Here is an 18,157-nt window from a genome sequence, read left to right as displayed (position 1 = left end):
GCAGCAGAACAGGGCGCAGTCACTGCGCCCGTTTCGCCTGCAGTAGCCATTTGTCCAGCTCGTTGGCGAACTGCTGGCGGTCGCGCTGGTTCAGGGCGTTCGGGCCGCCGGTCTGAATGCCGCTGGCGCGCAGGGTATCCATAAAATCGCGCATGTTGAGGCGCTCGCGAATGGTGTCCGGCGTATAGCGTTCGCCGCGCGGGTTCAGCGCCACCGCGCCTTTCTCTATCACCTCCGCCGCCAGCGGAATGTCGGCGGTGATCACCAGATCGCCCGCTTCGCAGCGGCGCACGATCTCGTTGTCGGCCACGTCGAAGCCGGCCGCCACCTGCAGCGAACGGATGTACTTCGACGGCGGCGTGCGCAGCGGTTGGTTCGCCACCAGCGTCACGGTGATGGCGGTACGATCGGCGGCGCGGAACAGTACCTCTTTGATTACGTTCGGACAGGCGTCTGCATCGACCCAAACCTGCATCATTTCGCCTCCTGCAGCCAGTCGCGCACCGGCAGGAAATCGCGCTCCAGCGCCGCTTCCGGGCTGTCGCCTTCCGGCTGGTAGTTATACTCCCAACGCACCAGCGGCGGCATCGACATCAGAATGGACTCGGTGCGCCCGCCGGTTTGCAGCCCGAACAGCGTGCCGCGATCCCACACCAGGTTGAACTCCACGTAGCGGCCGCGGCGGTACAGCTGGAACTGGCGCTCGCGCTCGCCCCAGGTCAAGGCCTTACGTTTTTCGACGATCGGCAGGTAGGCGTCGAGGAAGCCCTGGCCCACCGCGCGGGTGAAGGCGAAGCAGTGGTCGAAGTCCGGGGTGTTCAGATCGTCGTAGAACAGGCCGCCGATGCCGCGTGCTTCGTTGCGGTGCTTGATGAAGAAGTAATCGTCGCACCACTGTTTATATTTCGGGTAGACCTCGTCGCCGAACGGCGCGCACAGATCGGCCGCGGTGCGGTGCCAGTGCACGGCATCCTCTTCGAAGCCGTAGAACGGCGTCAGATCAAAGCCGCCGCCGAACCACCACACCGGCGCTTCGCCCGGTTTTTCGGCGATGAAGAAACGCACGTTGGCGTGGCTGGTGGGCACGTAAGGGCTGAGCGGATGGATAACCAACGAGACGCCCATCGCCTGGAAGCTGCGCCCGGCCAGTTCCGGACGGTGCGCGGTGGCCGAGGCCGGCAGGGTGGCGCCGGAGACGTGCGAGAAGTTAACCCCCGCCTGTTCAAACACCGCGCCGTTGGTCAACACGCGGCTGCGGCCACCGCCGCCTTCTTCACGCGTCCATTGGTCTTCGGTGAACACGGCGCCGCCGTCGGCCTGGGCGAGCTGCACGCAGATATGATCCTGCAGCGCCAGCAGGAAGGATTTTACTTCAGCGATGTTAGGTAAACTCATGCGGGGTCTTTATAGCGTCTGGCTGAACAAGGCGCTGAGTATACTCTTATTCGCCGCCCGCGGCATCAGCGGGGTTTGCGCTGGTGGGCGTCGAAGTAGTCGAAGAAGTTGACGATGCCGTCCGCGATGGCGCGGGCGATTTTCTCGCGAAACGCGGTGGTGCCCAGCAGCCGCTCTTCGTTCGGGTTGGTGATGAACGAGGTTTCCACCAGCACCGAGGGAATGGACGGGGATTTCAACACCGCGAACGCCGCCTGTTCGGTGCTGTCGCTGTGCAGATGGTGCACCGGGCGAATTTGGCCGAGCACGTGGCGGCCGAGCGTCAGGCTGTTGTTGATGGTGTCGGTTTGCACCAGATCGAACAGCACCTGCTGCAGGTAGTTGTCCTGATCCTTGTACTTGCCGCCCGCCACGTCGTCGGCGGCGTTTTCACGGTTGGACAGGTAGCGCGCCATGGCGCTGCTGGCGCCGCGGTTGGAGAGGGCGAACACCGAAGCGCCGGAGGCCGACGGGCTGGTAAAACCGTCGGCGTGAATCGAAATGAACAGATCGGCCTGGTGCTGGTGGGCGATCTCCACCCGCTGGAACAGCGGAATGAACTCGTCTTCTTCGCGCGTCAGGCGCGCCTCGACGTGGTCATGCTCATGCAGAAAACGGCGCACGTGGTTGGCGATTTCCAGCACGATGTGTTTTTCCTGCGAACCTTCGTGGCCGACCGCGCCCGAGTCAATGCCGCCGTGGCCAGGATCGATCATCACCCGCTTTTTGCCGCCGGCCGGTTTCGCCGCCGGTTTGCTGTGCTGATTGCGCAGCATGCCTTCCGCCTTGGCGCTGTGGCTTTTCACGCCGAACAGCGCGACCGCCAGGCCGGAAAGCAAAAGTTGGCGTCGCGTCGGGGAAACGGCAAGCGGCTTAAAATTGAGGAATTGTTTACCCTGCTTTTTCATTACGCAACGCTCCATCGACGTTTCTATTTTGCGACGTTATATCGTATTGATAATCATTAATCGACCCGATAACTATTTCCATTTATTACGCCTGTTACCGGCGATTTCCGGGTAAATAGCGCGGTAAATCGCAGTTTGATATTGCGTAAGTGAATAATCACGCGATAATCAGATAAACACCTTAATTAACAGCGGCCAACATCGATGGAAATTCGCGTATTTCGACAAGACGACTTTGAAGAAGTCATTACCCTGTGGGAGCGCTGCGATCTGCTGCGGCCCTGGAACGATCCGGAAATGGACATCGAGCGCAAGCTGAACCACGATCCTGAGCTGTTCCTGGTGGCGGAAGTCGGCGGCGAAGTGGTCGGTTCGGTGATGGGCGGCTATGACGGCCACCGCGGCTCGGCGTATTACCTCGGGGTGCATCCCGACTATCGCGGACGCGGCATCGCCAATGCGTTGATCAATCGTCTGGAGAAGAAGCTGATCGCCCGTGGCTGCCCGAAGATCCAGATTATGGTGCGCGAAGACAACGACACGGTGGTCGAGATGTACGAGAAGCTCGGCTACGAGATCCAGGGCATCACCAGCCTGGGCAAGCGGCTGATCGAAGATCAGGAATATTGATCGCGCGTCGGGCGGCGGTGTTGCACCGCCCGACGCAGTGCATTACGGCAGCTTTTTGACGGTTTTCACGTCCACTTCGAGGCTGTTCCAGTCTTTATCCACTTTGCCTTCCAACTGCACCTTGTCTTTCGGCGTAACGGTTTGGCCGTTCCAGCGTTTGCGATCGATATCGACCGTCAGGGTGCCGGTGGCGTCGCGGAAAGTATAGGTTTCGTCGCCGATGCGCTGCTCGATGTTGCCCTGCAGCATCACCCAGGTGTCGTCGCTCAGCGATTTCACCTTGTCCACGGTGGTCAGCGCTGCGCTGGGGCCGGCGAAACCACCTTGTGCGGTGGTTTGCGTTTGGGCCTGCGGCGCGGCCGGATCGAGGAACCCGCCTTGTTGCGCCAGTACCGGTGCGCTGCACAGCGCGATCAGAGCGGCCAGAGTCAGTTTTTTCATGTTGCGCTTCCTTATTGTTATCGAAAATCACATCCCGCTGATATCGGGTTGCTTGCTTAGTGATAAGCATTAAAACACGCCGATCTTAAGAGCTTCTTAAGCCGACATATTGAAATTCCCATCGCCGGCGCCCATCTGTAGCCATAGTCTTTATTCTGTTGGCAAGGAACGATCGTTGAAGCCATTCTCACCCCGGTTTTCCCCGGACGATTACGACCAGCACGGCGCGCTGCGACTGCCGCTGGGATTTTGGGCCGTGCTGATTCTGCAGGCGCGCACCTGGCTGCTGTTCGTGATGGCCGGCGTTTCGCGTGAACAGGGCGAAAGCTTGCTGGCGCTGTTTTATCCGGATACCCAACGTTTTTGGTACGGCATGTTGCTCGGCTTGCCGGCAGCGCTGGCGTTTTTGCTGAGCGGCCGTCGCCATCAATGGCCGCGGCTGTGGCGCGGCTGGCGCTGGGGGCTGGTTATCTCCGTGCTGGCGTCGCTCTGCGGCGCGTTGTTCAGCCTGTGGCGCCAGGACGGCGATGCGCCGGGGCTGGAACTGACGCTGGCGCTGCTCGATGCGCTCGCGCTGAGCTATCTGCTGTTGAATGCGCGTCTGAAAGCCTGTTTCGCGCCGGTGGAGCACGCCGACTAATTGCCGAGAAGTGCGGCACTTTTCGCATTTTCCGCACTCCAAGCTGGCAACCGTTGGCGTAGTGCGGGCCGTTGTGAGAGGCTGGCACGCAGCAAAACGCCGAGTGCGGCAGGGGCGGGTTACCGCCCCGTGCCATTGATGTTTAAGGAGCTAGAGATGAATATTCGCCCCCTGCTGTTAGGGCTTCCGCTGTTATTGACCGGCTGTTCGAGCATGTCCAATTTCTCCTGGTCCAGCCTGTCGCCGTTCAACTGGTTCGGCAGCAGCCTGGAGGTCGGCGCCAAGGGCGTCGGCAAGCTCAACGCCGGCACGCCGATGTCGGAAAGCGCCATCAACGACGGGCTGGACGGCAACTACCGTCTGCGCGGCGGCATGGCGACCAACAACGGCCAGATCGTCTCTTACTACCAGGCGCTGTCCGGCGACGAGGTGAAGCTGGTGATCACCGGCGAACCGAAGGGGCGCCTGCAGCGGGTGGACGTGCTGGATCCGAAAGTGGCGACGGAGTGGGGCAACAAGCTCGGCACGCCGTTCGGCGACATGTACAGCAAGGCGTTCGGCTCCTGTAAACCGGGCAGCGGCGAAGACGCCGGTAAAGTGGAGTGCGTGGCGGAGCAGAGCAAGTACGTCACCTACATCTTCAGCGGCAAGTGGGCCGGGGCGCAGGATATCATTCCGCCGGACGACACCCTGAAAAGTTGGACGGTCAGCAAAATCATCTGGCACGCCAAGCCGCAGCAGTAATGCGTTCAACGGGCGCCGGTTCACGGCGCCTGCCTTTTCAAGCCATTACCCCTATTTTCTTTGCGCTGCTGCAAGGCAATCGCCCGTGCTTGCGGTATGATAGCGCGCGTTTGTAACAGGGAACCCGCGCGTCAACCGCCATACCTTACCTGTTGCCGGATTCTGGTATCGAGGATAACAACATGACACAGGTTCAGAGCGGCATTTTGCTGGAGCACTGCCGTTTCGCCATTTTTATGGAAGCCAGCGTACAGGGCGAATTCGCCGACTTGCGCCAGGGCTGCAAGCAGTTTTGTCAGACGCTGAGCGAGCTGCAGCAGCAGTTCCCCGATGCGCGCCTTGGCGCGGTGATCGCTTTCGGCTACGACGTTTGGCACGATCTCTCCAGCGGCCAGGGGGCGAAAGAGCTGAAGCCGTTCACGCCGCTCGGCAAAGGGCTGGCGCCGGCCACCCAACGCGATATGCTGATCCACATCCAGTCGCTGCGTCACGACGTCAACTTCACGCTGGCGCAGGCCGCGCTGGCGGCGTTCGGCAACGTCATCAAGATTGAAGAGGAAACCCACGGTTTCCGTTGGGTGGAAGAGCGCGATCTGAGCGGCTTCATCGACGGCACCGAAAACCCGCAGGGCGATCAGCGCCCGGCAGTGGCGACGATCGCCGAAGGCGAAGAGGACGCAGGCGGCAGCTACGTGCTGGTGCAACGTTACGAGCACAACCTGCGCCAGTGGCAGCGCTTTACCACCGAGCAGCAGGAGCAGATCATCGGCCGCACCAAGCACGACAGCGAAGAACTGCCTGCGGATCAGCGCCCGGATACCTCCCATGTCAGCCGCGTCGATCTGAAAGAGAATGGCAAGGGCCTGAAAATTCTGCGCCAGAGCTTGCCTTACGGCACCGCTAGCGGCAAGCACGGCCTGTTCTTCATTGCCTATTGCGCGCGCCTGCACAATATCGAGCAGCAGCTGCTAAGCATGTTCGGCGATCTGGACGGCAAACGCGACGCGATGCTGCGTTTCAGCCGTGCGGTCACCGGCAGCTACTACTTTGCGCCATCGCTAACGCGCCTGCTGTCACTTTGACGCCGTTGCCGAAGCCGGTGCACCTGGCTTCGGCCCGTTTTTCCGTCCCGAAAACGCCTCGCATTCCCTGCCTTATAGCGTTTGATGCTTGTAAATCACCAAACGGTATATAAAAGCGTTACAGCTCCGCACCGAGTTATAAATACACTGGTCGTCAATAAGGCGAAAGCCTGAAGGAATGACTCAGTGATAAGGTGCAGAATGAAACAAAACCGGGTTAAAAATCTCGTGCTGAAAGGTTGGCTGGCGGCTGCGCTGTTGGCGAGCGGCGCCGCGTCGGCGGCGGAATTGCTGAACAGCTCTTATGACGTTTCCCGTGAATTGTTCGTCGCGCTGAATCCCGGCTTTGAACAGCAGTGGAATCAACAGCATCCGAACGACAAGCTGACCATCAAACAATCGCACGCCGGCTCGTCGAAGCAGGCGCTGGCGATCCTGCAGGGCCTGCGTGCTGACGTGGTGACTTACAACCAGGTCACCGACGTACAGATCCTGCACGATCGCGGGCAGCTGATCCCGGCGGACTGGCAGTCGCGCCTGCCGAACAACAGCTCGCCGTTCTATTCCACCATGGCGTTTCTGGTGCGCAAGGACAACCCGAAGGGCATCCACACCTGGAACGATCTGGTGCGTGACGACGTGAAACTGGTGTTCCCGAACCCGAAAACCTCCGGCAACGGCCGTTACACCTATCTGGCCGCCTGGGGCGCCGCCAGCCAGGCCGACGGCAATGATGCGGCCAAGACCCGTGCCTTCATGACCCGTTTCCTGAAGAACGTGCTGGTGTTCGATACCGGCGGCCGCGGCGCGACCACCACCTTCGTCGAGCGCGGTTTGGGCGACGTGCTGATCAGCTTCGAGTCCGAAGTGAACAACATCCGCAAGCAATACGGTGAAGACAAGTACGAAGTGATCGTGCCGCCGGTCGATATTCTGGCGGAGTTCCCGGTGGCCTGGGTCGACAAAAACGTCGAGCGCAACGGCACCGAACAGGCGGCCAAAGCCTATCTGAACTATCTCTACAGCCCGGCGGCGCAGCAGGTGATCACCAGCTTCTACTACCGCGTGTATGACCAGAAAGCGATGGCGGCGGCCAAGGGGCAATTCCCGGACACCCAACTGTTCCGGGTGGAAGATCAATTTGGCGGCTGGCCGCAGGTGATGAAAACCCATTTCGCCACCGGCGGCGAGCTGGATCAGCTGTTAGCGGCAGGGCGCAAGTAAATGTTGGCGTTGTCGTCCAGTAAGCGGGTGCTGCCCGGATTTGGCCTCAGCCTCGGCAGCAGCCTGTTTTATACCTGTTTGATCCTGCTGCTGCCGCTCAGTGCGTTGGTGATGCAGCTGGCGCAGATGAGCCTGGCGCAATATTGGGAAGTGATAGCCAACCCGCAGGTGGTGGCGGCGTATAAAGTGACGCTGCTGGCGGCCGGCGTTGCCAGCCTGTTCAATGCGGTGTTCGGCATGCTGATGGCCTGGATCCTGACGCGCTACCGTTTTCCCGGCCGTTCGCTGCTGGATGGCCTGATCGATCTGCCGTTCGCGCTGCCGACGGCGGTGGCCGGCCTGACGCTGGCGGGGCTGTTTTCTACCACCGGCTGGTACGGTCAGTGGCTGGCGCACTTCGACATCAAGGTTACCTTTACCTGGCTCGGGATCGCGGTAGCGATGGCGTTCACCAGCCTGCCGTTTGTGGTGCGCACCGTGCAGCCGGTGCTGGAAGAGCTGGGGCCGGAATACGAAGAGGCGGCCGAGACGCTGGGCGCCACGCGCTGGCAGAGTTTTCGCCGCGTGGTGCTGCCCGAGGTGGCGCCGGCACTGCTGGCCGGCACCGCCATCTCCTTTACCCGTAGCCTGGGCGAGTTCGGCGCGGTGATTTTCATCGCCGGCAACATCGCCTGGAAGACGGAAGTGACCTCGCTGATGATTTTTGTGCGTTTGCAGGAGTTCGATTACCCGGCGGCCAGCGCCATCGCCTCGGTGATCCTGGCGGCGTCGCTGCTGCTGCTGTTCAGCATTAACGTATTGCAAAGCCGCTTCGGCAGACGTTTGGGAGGAGGGCACTGATGGCTGATGTTTCCGCCTTCAACGGCGCCGAGCGCCCACGCGTTAACTGGGGCAAGTGGACGCTGATCGCCATCGGAACGCTGTTCTCGGTGCTGCTGCTGGTGGTGCCGATGATGTCGATTTTCGCCGAGGCCTTTTCCAAAGGATTCGGCGCGATGTGGAGCAACTTGCTCGATCCGGACATGCTGCACGCCATTTGGCTGACGGTCTTGATCGCGCTGATTACCGTGCCGTTTAACCTGGTGTTCGGCACGTTGCTGGCGTGGCTGGTGACGCGTTTCACCTTCCCCGGCCGCCAGCTGCTGCTGACGCTGATCGATATCCCGTTCGCCGTTTCACCGGTGGTGGCGGGGCTGATTTACCTGCTGTTTTACGGCAGCAACGGCCTGCTGGGCGGCTGGCTGGATGCGCATAACATCCAGATCATGTTCTCCTGGCCGGGCATGGTGTTGGTGACTATTTTCGTCACCTGTCCCTTCGTGGTGCGCGAGCTGGTGCCGATGATGCTCAGCCAGGGCAGCCAGGAAGACGAGGCCGCCATTCTGCTGGGGGCGTCCGGCTGGCAGATGTTCCGCCGCGTGACGCTGCCCAATATTCGCTGGGCGCTGCTGTATGGCGTGGTGCTGACCAACGCACGCGCCATCGGCGAGTTCGGCGCGGTGTCGGTGGTGTCCGGTTCGATTCGCGGAGAAACCTACAGTCTGCCGCTGCAGGTCGAGCTGTTGCAGCAGGATTACAACACCGTCGGTTCCTTTACCGCTGCCGCGCTGTTGACCCTGATGGCGATCGTTACCCTATTTTTGAAGAGTGCGCTGCAGTGGCGTCTGGAACGTCAAAACGCGCGTCTCGAGCGGGAGGAAAATCATGAGCATTGAGATTAACGGCATCAACAAGTACTTCGGTCGCACCAAGGTATTGAACGATATCTCGCTCGATATTGCTTCCGGCGAGATGGTGGCGCTGCTCGGGCCGTCCGGTTCCGGCAAGACCACGCTGCTGCGCATCATCGCCGGGCTGGAAAGCCAGAGCGGCGGCAAGCTGGGCTTCCACGGCACCGACGTCAGCCACATGCATGCACGCGACAGGCGCGTGGGTTTCGTGTTTCAGCACTATGCGCTGTTCCGCCACATGACGGTGTTCGACAACATCGCCTTCGGCCTGACCGTGCTGCCACGCCGCGAGCGGCCGAACGCCGCGGCGATCAAACAGAAAGTCACTCAGTTGCTGGACATGGTGCAGCTTGGCCATTTGGCCAATCGCTACCCGTCGCAGCTGTCCGGCGGCCAGAAACAGCGCGTGGCGCTGGCGCGCGCCCTGGCGGTGGAACCGCAAATTCTGCTGCTGGACGAGCCGTTTGGCGCGCTGGATGCGCAGGTGCGTAAAGAGCTGCGTCGCTGGCTGCGCCAACTGCACGAAGAGCTGAAGTTCACCAGCGTATTCGTCACCCACGATCAGGAAGAGGCGATGGAAGTGGCCGACCGCATCGTGGTGATGAGCCAGGGTAATATCGAACAGGTTGGCTCGCCGGAGGAGATTATGCGCGAGCCGGCCAGCCGCTTCGTGCTGGAATTCATGGGGGAAGTGAACCGCCTGAACGGCGAAATTCGCGGCTCCCAGCTGTTCGTCGGCGCGCATCAGTGGCCGCTGTCGTTCCAGCCGATGCACCAGGGCAGCGTCGATCTGTTCCTGCGCCCGTGGGAAATGGAAGTGGCGACCGAAAGCAGCGAACGTTGCCCGCTGCCGGTTCAGGTGCTGGAAGTCAGCCCGCGCGGCCATTTCTGGCAGCTGACGGTGCAGCCGATCGGCTGGCATCAGGAACCGATAAGCATAGTGCTGCCGGAAGGCAACGCCACGCCGGTGCGCGGCGGCCGTTATTACGTCGGCAGCCTCAATGCGCGGCTGTATGCCGGCGATCAACTGCTGCAACCTGTTGCGTTAGCCAAAAGCGCCTGATAGGTTTTAACAGCCCTTTTTTTCAAGGCAACCCCAGGGTTGCCTTTTTACTTTACGCACACCAACACACAGGCAAAGATCGTGACAACGCTCGAACAATGCATCGGGAATACCCCGCTGGTAAAACTGCAACGGCTGGCCGCCCAGGCGGGCAGCGAAGTATGGGTCAAACTGGAAGGCAATAACCCGGCGGGATCGGTGAAGGATCGCGCCGCGTTGGCGATGATCCAGCAGGCGGAGCTGCGCGGGGAGATCAAGCCCGGCGACGTGCTGATCGAGGCTACCAGCGGCAACACCGGCATTGCACTGGCGATGATCGCTGCATTGAAAGGCTATACGCTGAAGCTGCTGATGCCGGAGAACATGAGCCTGGAACGGCAGGCGGCGATGCGCGCCTACGGTGCGGAACTGATCCTGGTCAGCCGTGAGCAGGGGATGGAAGGGGCGCGCGATCTGGCGTTGGAGATGCAGCGCCAGGGGCAGGGCAAGGTGCTGGATCAGTTTAACAATCTCGACAATCCTTATGCCCACTTCACCACCACTGGCCCGGAGATCTGGCGCCAGACCGAAGGGCGCATCACGCACTTCGTTTCCAGCATGGGCACCACCGGCACCATTACCGGCGTGGGCGGTTACCTGAAGAGCCAGAATCCGCAGGTGCAGATCGTCGGCCTGCAGCCGGCGGAGGGCAGCAGCATCCCCGGCATTCGCCGTTGGTCGCCTGCTTACCTGCCGGGGATTTTCCGCCCGGAGCTGGTGGATCAGGTGTTGGATATCGAACAGGGCGATGCCGAGCAGACCATGCGCCAGTTGGCGCAGCGTGAAGGCATTTTCTGCGGCGTCAGCTCCGGCGGTGCGGTAGCCGGCGCCTTGCGCATCGCGGCGGCCCACCCTGGCAGCGTCGTGGTGGCGATCGTTTGCGATCGCGGCGACCGTTACCTCTCTACCGGCGTGTTCGACTGATCGCTCCTTCCCGGCGGTGTGTTCCGTCGGGAGAATCTTTCCCCCTTTCCTTTCGACAGACGGCAGCCCCGCTTGCGTGGTAGCTGCCGCTTGCTCGTGCGCCAATGCCATGACTGAAGTAGAGAAATTGCGCGGCAGCGGCCACAATAACGGTGGAGAGACGCCAAGAGCGATGTGTAAGGATTGAGTAAAACCGGCTGCGGGCCGGCGAAATTGGCGGGAAAATAACGAAAATCGGTGAAGGAGCAAGGCATGAAAATTTTACTGGTCGACGATGACCTGGAGCTTGGCACCATGCTGAGCGAATACCTGACCGGCGAAGGCTTCGATGCCACGCTAGTGCTGACGGGCAAGGCGGGGATAGAGGGCGCGCTGTCGGGCGACTATACCGCGATGATCCTCGACATCATGCTGCCGGACATGAGCGGCATTGACGTGCTGCGGGACGTACGTAAAAAGAGCCGGCTGCCGATCATCATGCTGACCGCCAAAGGTGACAACATCGATCGGGTGATTGGCCTGGAGATGGGCGCCGACGATTACATGCCCAAACCGTGCTACCCGCGCGAATTGGTGGCGCGTCTGCGCGCGGTGCTGCGCCGTTTCGAAGAGCGGCCGCAAGAGGCGGACGACGAAGCCGCTATCAGCTTCGGCGAGCTGACGCTGAACCCTTCAACCCGCAGCAGCGAATGGCGCGGTAAGGCGTTTGATCTGACCGCTTCGGAATTCAATCTGTTGGAGCTGTTGCTGCGCGCGCCGGATCGCGTGGTGTCGAAGGACGAGCTGTCCGAGAAGGGGCTGGGGCGCCCGCGTGAGGCCTATGACCGCAGCGTGGACGTGCACATCAGCAATATTCGCCAGAAGCTGAGCGCGTTGGCCGGCAGTAAGCTCAGCATCGAGACGGTACGCAGCATCGGCTATCGCATCCGGTAACCTGATATGCGCGGAAGACTGTTCTGGAAAATTTTACTCGGCTTTTGGTTGACCTTCCTCATCATGACGCAGGCGCTGTGGGTGGCGTTTTCTCTTTATGGCGATCGTTATGTGCCGCCGGAGAACGCCATGGCGCGGCGGGTCATTGGCCTGCAACTGACCTCCGCCGCCACCCAGTTGCGCAGCGGCGGTATGCCGGCGCTGGAAGCCCTGATGCGCGACTGGCCCGAGGACGACAGGCATCTGCTGTCGGTTACGCCGATGACCCAACCGCCGCCGCCCGCGCCGGAAGAACCGGTGTTTGAGGGGCGTCGTATGCCGAAAGCGATTTCCGCCTGGGTGCAGACCGGGGAAGGGCAAGGTTACTGGCTGAGCTATGACGTGCGCGGGCTGCGGGAAGAGTATCGGCCGGAGCGGCGTTCCCACTTCTTCAACATTCCTGCGCCGATGCTGTGGGTCGGCGGGCTGGGCGGTTTGCTGTTCAGCGCCGTGCTGGCCTGGAACCTGACCCGGCCGATGCGTCAGCTGCGCGGCGGCCTGGATCGGGTGGCGCAGGGCGATCTGTCGGTGCGGCTGTTCCCGAACATGCGGCGCCGCCATGACGAGCTGTCCGACGTGGCGCGCGATTTCGACACCATGGCCGAGCGGCTGGAACTGCTGGTTAGCGCCCGCGAGCAGTTACTTCATGACGTTTCGCACGAGCTGCGTTCACCGCTGGCGCGCCTGCAGCTGGCGATTGGCCTGGCGCGGCAGAATGCCGGTAACGTCGAAGCCTCGCTCAAACGTATCGAACACGAGTCGGGGCGGCTGGACAAAATGATCGGCGAGCTGCTGGCGTTGTCGCGTACCGAACACAGTAGCCTGCCGGACGAGGAGTACTTCGATCTGTACGGCCTGGTGGATGCGGTGGTGAGTGATGCACGCTACGAGGCGCAGGTGCCCGGCGTGGATATCGTGCTGCAGGCCGAGTCGGACGTGGAGTACACCGTCAAGGGCAATGCGGAACTGATGCGGCGAGCGGTGGACAACATCGTGCGCAATGCGCTGCGCTTTTCCAGCCACGGCCAGCGGGTGACGGTGGCATTGACGCGCGTCGATAACCAGTTCCTGATCGCGGTCAGCGATCAGGGGCCGGGGGTTGAGGAGGCGAAGCTGTCGAGCATTTTCGATCCGTTCGTACGCGTGAAGTCGGCCCTGTCGGGCAAGGGTTACGGCCTGGGGCTGGCGATTACCCGCAAGGTGGTATTGGCGCACGGCGGCCAGGTTGAGGCGCGCAACGGCGACAGAGAGGGGCTGGTCATTACCCTGCGTATCCCGCGCTGGTCGTCATAACGTAGTGAGATTGGGATACGACGAAGGGGATAAAAAAACGGCGCCGAGGGCGCCGTTTTTCTTGCTCATCCGCGCTTACTTCTTGATGCGGATGATCGGGGTTTCGCCAACGGTCACGCTGCCGGACAGTTTGATCAGCTCTTTGATCTCGTCCATGTTGGAGATAACGACCGGCGTCAGGGTAGACTTGGCTTTCTCTTCCAGCAGTGGCAGGTTGAACTCGATAACCACGTCACCTTTCTTGACGCGCTGACCTTCTTCGGCGATGCGTTTGAAGCCTTCGCCTTTCAGTTCTACGGTATCGATGCCGAAGTGGACGAACAGCTCAATGCCGCTGTCGGATTCGATAGAGAATGCATGGTTGGTTTCGAAAATCTTACCGATGGTGCCGTCAACCGGAGCAACCATTTTGTTACCGGCCGGTTTGATGGCGATACCGTCGCCAACGATTTTTTCAGCGAACACTACGTCCGGCACATCTTCGATATTGACGATTTCGCCAGAAAGGGGAGCGACGATCTCGATAGTGCCCGTGTCTTTCTTGTCATCAGAAACCAGAGATTTCAGTTTATCGAACAAACCCATGATCTTCTCCTAAGCATTAAATTGGGCGGCGTTCCAGTGTCGTGGAAGTTTAGCAGAGCGTTTTTTCTTCGATGAATTTATTGACGCAATTCATCAGGTCTTGTGCCGTTGGCTGTGCCAAGGCCTGCGCTGCCAACGCCTTCACATCTTCGAAATTCGTGTTGCGAATAATTTTCTTGATGCGCGGGATTGAAATCGCACTCATGCTGAACTCATCCAGCCCCATGCCCAATAACAACAGTGTAGCACGCTCATCGCCAGCCAGTTCGCCGCACATGCCGGTCCACTTGCCTTCTGCGTGAGATGCATCAATAACCTGTTTGATCAGGCTAAGTACTGATGGGGACATCGGGTTATAGAGATGAGAAATCAGCTCGTTGCCGCGATCTACCGCCAGAGTATACTGGGTTAGATCGTTTGTCCCAATACTAAAGAAGTCGACTTCTTTCGCCAGGTGGTGAGCGATGACCGCCGCAGCCGGTGTTTCCACCATCACGCCCACCTCGATGCTCTCGTCAAACGCCTTGCCTTCTTCGCGCAGCTGCGCCTTCAGCGTCTCGATTTCGCCTTTCAGATCGCGCACTTCTTCCACGGAGATGATCATCGGGAACATGATGCGCAGTTTGCCGAACGCCGAGGCGCGCAGGATGGCGCGCAGCTGGGCGTGAAGGATTTCACGGCGGTCCATCGCGATGCGGATGGCGCGCCAGCCGAGGAACGGGTTCTCTTCCTTCGGCAGGTTCATGTACGGCAGGTCTTTGTCGCCGCCGATGTCCATGGTGCGGACGATCACGGCCTGCGAGCCCATGGCTTCCGCCACGGCTTTATAAGCCTGGAACTGCTCGTCTTCGGTCGGCAGCGAGTCACGGTCCATGAACAGGAATTCGGTACGATACAGGCCGACGCCTTCCGCGCCGTTGCGCTCTGCACCCGCGACGTCGCGCACGGTGCCGATGTTGGCGCAGACTTCAACCTGATGGCCGTCCAGCGTAATCGCCGGCAGGTCCTTCAGCTTGGCCAGATCGTTTTTCTCGGTGATGTATTGGTTCTGGGCGGCTTTCAGCTGATCGATAACGTCAGCGGTCGGGTTAACGTAAATTTTGTTGTTAACCGCATCCAGAATCAGGTAGTCGTCGTTTTTCACCTGCTTGGTCACGTCGCTGGTACCGACGATCGCCGGCAGCTCCAGGGAGCGCGCCATGATAGAGGTGTGGGAGGTGCGGCCGCCGAGATCGGTAATGAAGCCCAGCACTTTGTCCAGGTTCAGCTGCGCGGTCTCGGACGGGGTCAGATCGGTGGCCACCAGGATCACTTCGTCCTGAATGGAGCCCAGATCGACGATCGGCATGCCCAGAATGTTTTGCAGCAGGCGTTTGCCGATGTCGCGCACGTCGGCGGCGCGTTCTTTCAGGTATTCGTCGTCCAGCTCTTCCAACGCTTTTGCCTGACCTTCGATCACGGTGTAGGCGGCGGCGTCTGCGGAGGCCAGATCGTCTTTGATTAGGGCTATGATTTCCTGCTCAAGCTCTTCGTCTTCCAGCAACATGATGTGGCCTTCGAAGATAGCTTCCTTCTCTTCGCCGAAGGTTTCGCCAGCTTTGGTCTTGATCGCTTCCAGCTGTTCGGACGCTTTTGCGCGGCCGGCCAGAAAACGCGAGACTTCCTGCTCTACTTGATCAGCAGAGATTTTTTTCCGGTTGATGACGATGTCGTCTTCTTTCAGCAAGAGAGCCTTACCAAAAGCGATGCCCGGTGATACTAAAATGCCTGAAATCATAACCCTACCTTACTCTTGACTGGTGTTAACTAAAAAGACGGGCCGATTACTCAAGCTCTGCCATCAGTTTTACCAAGTGCTCAACGGCTTTCTGCTCGTCTTCACCTTCAGCTGAGATGGTCACTACGGTCCCTTGAGTCAGCCCCAGAGTTTGCAGTTTGAACAGGCTTTTAGCGCTGGCGCTTTTGCCGTTGGAGGTCACGGTGATGTCAGACGTGAAGCCTTTGGCTTCTTTAACGAACTGAGCGGCAGGGCGAGTATGCAGACCATTCGGAGCGGTAATAGTAACTTCTTGCTGGAACATTGATGTTTCCCCAACTTATTGGATTAATGTTGTGGAGTTAAAGTTTAGCCCAGGGGCCTGACTTTAACTTGTCTGGTTATAGCGCCTGACTATGGACAGGGGCGAACGTTGATGCAACAGAAAACGACGCGTTAGGCACTTCAGATCAAAAAACTCGGCTTTAGACGTCGTTCCAATCCGCTCCCCATTATGCCCGATTCGCCGCGTCGGCGACAGATGAGTAAATCGATTCAGCCTTGACCGTGCTCGGAGAGTGATTAATTTTGCGCATCGAAATAATGCAACGTTAAATACTAAAGGCGACGGGCAAAAGCAATCTTGGACTGCTATAAAGTTTGATCCAGTCCACAAAAAAGCACCCCGCAGGGTGCTTTTTTAGCGATTTGTGCAGTTGCGGAATTACTGCTGCAATTCCTGCTCGGTGAACAGATCGGCGAACAGCGCGGTGCTGAGATAACGTTCGCCGGAAGAGGGCAGGATGACCACGATAGTCTTGTCGGCGAACGCCGGTTCTTCGGCCAGTTTCACCGCCGCCGCGACCGCTGCGCCGGAGGAGATGCCCGCCAGGATGCCTTCTTCGTCCATCAGACGACGCGCCATGCTGATGGCTTCGTCGTTGGAGACTTTCTCGACGCGATCCACCAGGTCAAGATCGAGGTTGCCCGGAATGAAGCCGGCGCCGATGCCCTGGATCTTGTGCGGGCCCGGTTTCAGCTCTTCACCGGCCAGCGCCTGGCTGATGACCGGCGAGTCGGTCGGCTCGACCGCCACGGTGGTGATGGCCTTGCCTTTGGTGTTCTTGATGTAGCGGCTGACGCCGGTCAATGTGCCGCCGGTGCCGACGCCGGAGATGAACACGTCGACTTCCCCATCGGTGTCTTCCCAGATTTCTGGGCCGGTGGTTTTTTCATGGATGGCCGGGTTGGCCGGGTTGCTGAACTGCTGCAGGATCAGGTAGCGGTTCGGATCGGTCGCGACGATCTCTTCGGCTTTGGCGATGGCGCCTTTCATGCCTTTCGCCCCTTCGGTCAGCACCAGATTGGCGCCCAGCGCCTTGAGCAGCTTGCGGCGCTCGATGCTCATGGTTTCCGGCATGGTCAGCGTCAGCTTGTAACCGCGCGCAGCGGCGACGAAGGCCAGCGCGATGCCGGTGTTGCCGCTGGTCGGCTCCACCAGTTCCTTGCCGGCGGTCAGCACGCCGCGTTGTTCCGCATCCCAAATCATATTGGCACCGATGCGGCATTTGACGCTGAAGCTCGGGTTGCGTGATTCAACCTTGGCCAGAATGCGTCCGTTGCCGATACGGTTCAGACGAACCAGCGGCGTATGGCCGATTGTTAATGAGTTGTCTTCATATATCTTGCTCATAGCCCGTCCTTTAACTCTATGAAAATGTGGGGAACATCGAAAGCATACGCTAACAGTACCGGCAGGGAAGTAAAGAATTGGTATATCTATATGTTATTAGGAAATAAGTTTTAAGCACAATGATAAGGGCGCGAAATGCGCGCCCTGTCGAAAATTCCCGCGCTGTCGGCGGTAAAAAACAGCGATTATCGGACGAATTGCGTGCGATAACGATCGACCCACATCGCGGTGGCGCCGCAGACGGCGACCGGCAGGATCACCAGGTTGAGGATCGGGATCATGGTAAAGAGGCTGACCAGCGCGCCGAACTGCAGATTGTCGGTTTTGTGCTGGCGCAAAGCGCGGCGCATGTCGGCAAAGCTCACCTTGTGGTTGTCGAACGGGTAGTCGCAATACTGGATCGCCAGCATCCAGGCGCTGAACAGGAACCACAGCACCGGCGCCACCGTCTGGCCGATGCCGGGCACGAAGTACAGCGCCAGCAGCAGCAGCGCGCGCGGCAGGTAATACATTAGCTTGCGCCATTCGCGCGCCATGATGCGCGGCAGATCTTTGGCGATGCCGAGCAGGCCGGTGTCCGGCAGCGGTTTGCCGGTCAGGCTGCCTTCGAGCTGCTCGGCCAGCAGGCCGCAGAACGGCGCGGCGATCAGATTGGTGATAGTGCTGAATAGATAGCTGAACACCAGCAGCACCGAAATGACCGCCAGCGGCCACAGCAGGTAGCTCAACCATTGCAGCCAGTCGGGAACGTGGCTCATCATCGCCGGGATCCAATCGCCAAGCCGGCTGAACAGCCACCAGAAAGCGGAGCCCATCAGCAGCACGTTGACCAGCAACGGCAGGACCACATAGCGTTTAATCCCCGGGCGCGAAATCAGGCGCCAGCCTTCGGCGAAATAGTGAATGCCGCTGGTCGAGCGGGAAGGAAGCTGCGTATAGGACATATCTTAAGTTATCTCGTTGTCTGAACAGGCATCATTATCATATAGGGATGATTTT

Annotated in this window: 20 protein-coding genes; 11 read left to right on the top strand and 9 right to left on the bottom strand. The window is 59.8% G+C overall.

What is annotated here, in order from left to right:
- Positions 1-19: 19 nt before the first annotated feature.
- The 3 genes from BVU99_RS08670 to amiA all read right to left on the bottom strand — a co-directional run bounded on the left by BVU99_RS08670 (position 20) and on the right by amiA (position 2,342).
- Entirely contained in the window at positions 20-475 is a 456-nt protein-coding gene (locus BVU99_RS08670; RefSeq protein WP_025303794.1) for a YaiI/YqxD family protein, read from the bottom strand.
- A complete protein-coding gene (gene hemF / locus BVU99_RS08665; RefSeq protein ID WP_089181189.1) occupies positions 475-1,395 on the bottom strand; it encodes an oxygen-dependent coproporphyrinogen oxidase in 921 nt (306 codons plus the stop codon). Before hemF ends, BVU99_RS08670 begins: the two co-directional genes overlap by 1 nt.
- Positions 1,396-1,460: 65 nt before the next feature.
- Complete coding sequence (gene amiA, locus BVU99_RS08660; RefSeq protein WP_043140361.1) at positions 1,461-2,342, bottom strand: N-acetylmuramoyl-L-alanine amidase AmiA; 882 nt, start codon at positions 2,340-2,342, stop codon at positions 1,461-1,463.
- Between the two features lie 204 nt (positions 2,343-2,546).
- On the opposite strand from amiA, the gene BVU99_RS08655 reads away from it, so the two are divergent.
- Positions 2,547-2,972 carry a GNAT family acetyltransferase gene (locus tag BVU99_RS08655; RefSeq protein ID WP_004936504.1) on the top strand — a complete coding sequence of 142 codons (426 nt, stop codon included), beginning with the start codon at positions 2,547-2,549 and terminating at the stop codon, positions 2,970-2,972.
- 42 nt (positions 2,973-3,014) lie between these two features.
- On the opposite strand, the gene BVU99_RS08650 is transcribed toward BVU99_RS08655, so the two are convergent.
- Positions 3,015-3,413 carry a YgiW/YdeI family stress tolerance OB fold protein gene (locus tag BVU99_RS08650; RefSeq protein WP_025303791.1) on the bottom strand — a complete coding sequence of 133 codons (399 nt, stop codon included), beginning with the start codon at positions 3,411-3,413 and terminating at the stop codon, positions 3,015-3,017.
- A gap of 175 nt (positions 3,414-3,588) precedes the next feature.
- Here BVU99_RS08650 and BVU99_RS08645 point away from each other — a divergent pair, with 175 nt between their 5' ends.
- The 10 genes from BVU99_RS08645 to BVU99_RS08600 all read left to right on the top strand — a co-directional run bounded on the left by BVU99_RS08645 (position 3,589) and on the right by BVU99_RS08600 (position 13,124).
- Positions 3,589-4,053: a DUF2919 domain-containing protein gene (locus BVU99_RS08645; RefSeq protein WP_049294916.1), complete on the top strand. Its 465-nt coding sequence runs from the start codon at positions 3,589-3,591 to the stop codon at positions 4,051-4,053.
- A 156-nt stretch (positions 4,054-4,209) separates the two neighbouring features.
- Positions 4,210-4,797: an RpoE-regulated lipoprotein gene (locus tag BVU99_RS08640; protein WP_004936494.1), complete on the top strand. Its 588-nt coding sequence runs from the start codon at positions 4,210-4,212 to the stop codon at positions 4,795-4,797.
- Positions 4,798-4,979: 182 nt separating this feature from the next.
- Complete coding sequence (locus BVU99_RS08635; protein WP_004936493.1) at positions 4,980-5,879, top strand: Dyp-type peroxidase; 900 nt, start codon at positions 4,980-4,982, stop codon at positions 5,877-5,879.
- A 201-nt stretch (positions 5,880-6,080) separates the two neighbouring features.
- Entirely contained in the window at positions 6,081-7,103 is a 1,023-nt protein-coding gene (locus BVU99_RS08630; RefSeq protein ID WP_049205389.1) for a sulfate ABC transporter substrate-binding protein, read from the top strand.
- Positions 7,104-7,943 (top strand): sulfate/thiosulfate ABC transporter permease CysT, encoded by an 840-nt coding sequence (gene cysT / locus BVU99_RS08625; protein ID WP_025303788.1) that lies wholly within the window; start codon positions 7,104-7,106, stop codon positions 7,941-7,943.
- Positions 7,943-8,818, top strand: coding sequence for a sulfate/thiosulfate ABC transporter permease CysW (gene cysW, locus BVU99_RS08620; RefSeq protein WP_025303787.1), 876 nt, complete (start codon positions 7,943-7,945; stop codon positions 8,816-8,818). Before cysT ends, cysW begins: the two co-directional genes overlap by 1 nt.
- The gene (gene cysA / locus BVU99_RS08615; protein WP_025303786.1) at positions 8,808-9,896 is read left to right on the top strand and encodes a sulfate/thiosulfate ABC transporter ATP-binding protein CysA; all 1,089 of its coding nucleotides are present in this window, start codon (positions 8,808-8,810) and stop codon (positions 9,894-9,896) included. Before cysW ends, cysA begins: the two co-directional genes overlap by 11 nt.
- 81 nt (positions 9,897-9,977) lie before the next feature.
- Positions 9,978-10,859 carry a cysteine synthase CysM gene (cysM, locus tag BVU99_RS08610; protein WP_025303785.1) on the top strand — a complete coding sequence of 294 codons (882 nt, stop codon included), beginning with the start codon at positions 9,978-9,980 and terminating at the stop codon, positions 10,857-10,859.
- A 252-nt stretch (positions 10,860-11,111) separates the two neighbouring features.
- Complete coding sequence (locus tag BVU99_RS08605; protein WP_049294915.1) at positions 11,112-11,792, top strand: response regulator transcription factor; 681 nt, start codon at positions 11,112-11,114, stop codon at positions 11,790-11,792.
- Between the two features lie 6 nt (positions 11,793-11,798).
- Positions 11,799-13,124 (top strand): ATP-binding protein, encoded by a 1,326-nt coding sequence (locus tag BVU99_RS08600; protein WP_099816959.1) that lies wholly within the window; start codon positions 11,799-11,801, stop codon positions 13,122-13,124.
- 75 nt (positions 13,125-13,199) lie between these two features.
- On the opposite strand, the gene crr is transcribed toward BVU99_RS08600, so the two are convergent.
- From crr to cysZ, 5 genes are all read right to left on the bottom strand, one after another.
- On the bottom strand, positions 13,200-13,709 hold the full coding sequence (crr, locus tag BVU99_RS08595) for a PTS glucose transporter subunit IIA (RefSeq protein WP_004936467.1): 510 nt from the start codon (positions 13,707-13,709) through the stop codon (positions 13,200-13,202).
- Between the two features lie 49 nt (positions 13,710-13,758).
- Positions 13,759-15,486 carry a phosphoenolpyruvate-protein phosphotransferase PtsI gene (ptsI, locus tag BVU99_RS08590; RefSeq protein WP_025303782.1) on the bottom strand — a complete coding sequence of 576 codons (1,728 nt, stop codon included), beginning with the start codon at positions 15,484-15,486 and terminating at the stop codon, positions 13,759-13,761.
- A gap of 46 nt (positions 15,487-15,532) precedes the next feature.
- Positions 15,533-15,790, bottom strand: a complete 258-nt coding sequence (gene ptsH / locus BVU99_RS08585) for a phosphocarrier protein Hpr (protein ID WP_004936458.1) — start codon at positions 15,788-15,790, stop codon at positions 15,533-15,535.
- A gap of 399 nt (positions 15,791-16,189) precedes the next feature.
- Positions 16,190-17,158, bottom strand: coding sequence for a cysteine synthase A (gene cysK, locus BVU99_RS08580; RefSeq protein ID WP_004936453.1), 969 nt, complete (start codon positions 17,156-17,158; stop codon positions 16,190-16,192).
- Between the two features lie 185 nt (positions 17,159-17,343).
- Positions 17,344-18,102, bottom strand: a complete 759-nt coding sequence (gene cysZ / locus BVU99_RS08575; RefSeq protein ID WP_025303781.1) for a sulfate transporter CysZ — start codon at positions 18,100-18,102, stop codon at positions 17,344-17,346.
- Positions 18,103-18,157: the final 55 nt, after the last annotated feature.

The sequence above is a fragment of the Serratia sp. OLAL2 genome (assembly GCF_002752475.1).
Lineage (GTDB): Bacteria > Pseudomonadota > Gammaproteobacteria > Enterobacterales > Enterobacteriaceae > Serratia > Serratia bockelmannii.
The sequence above is the reverse complement of the archived record's forward strand: the minus strand, read 5'-3'. Positions and strand labels throughout refer to the sequence as shown.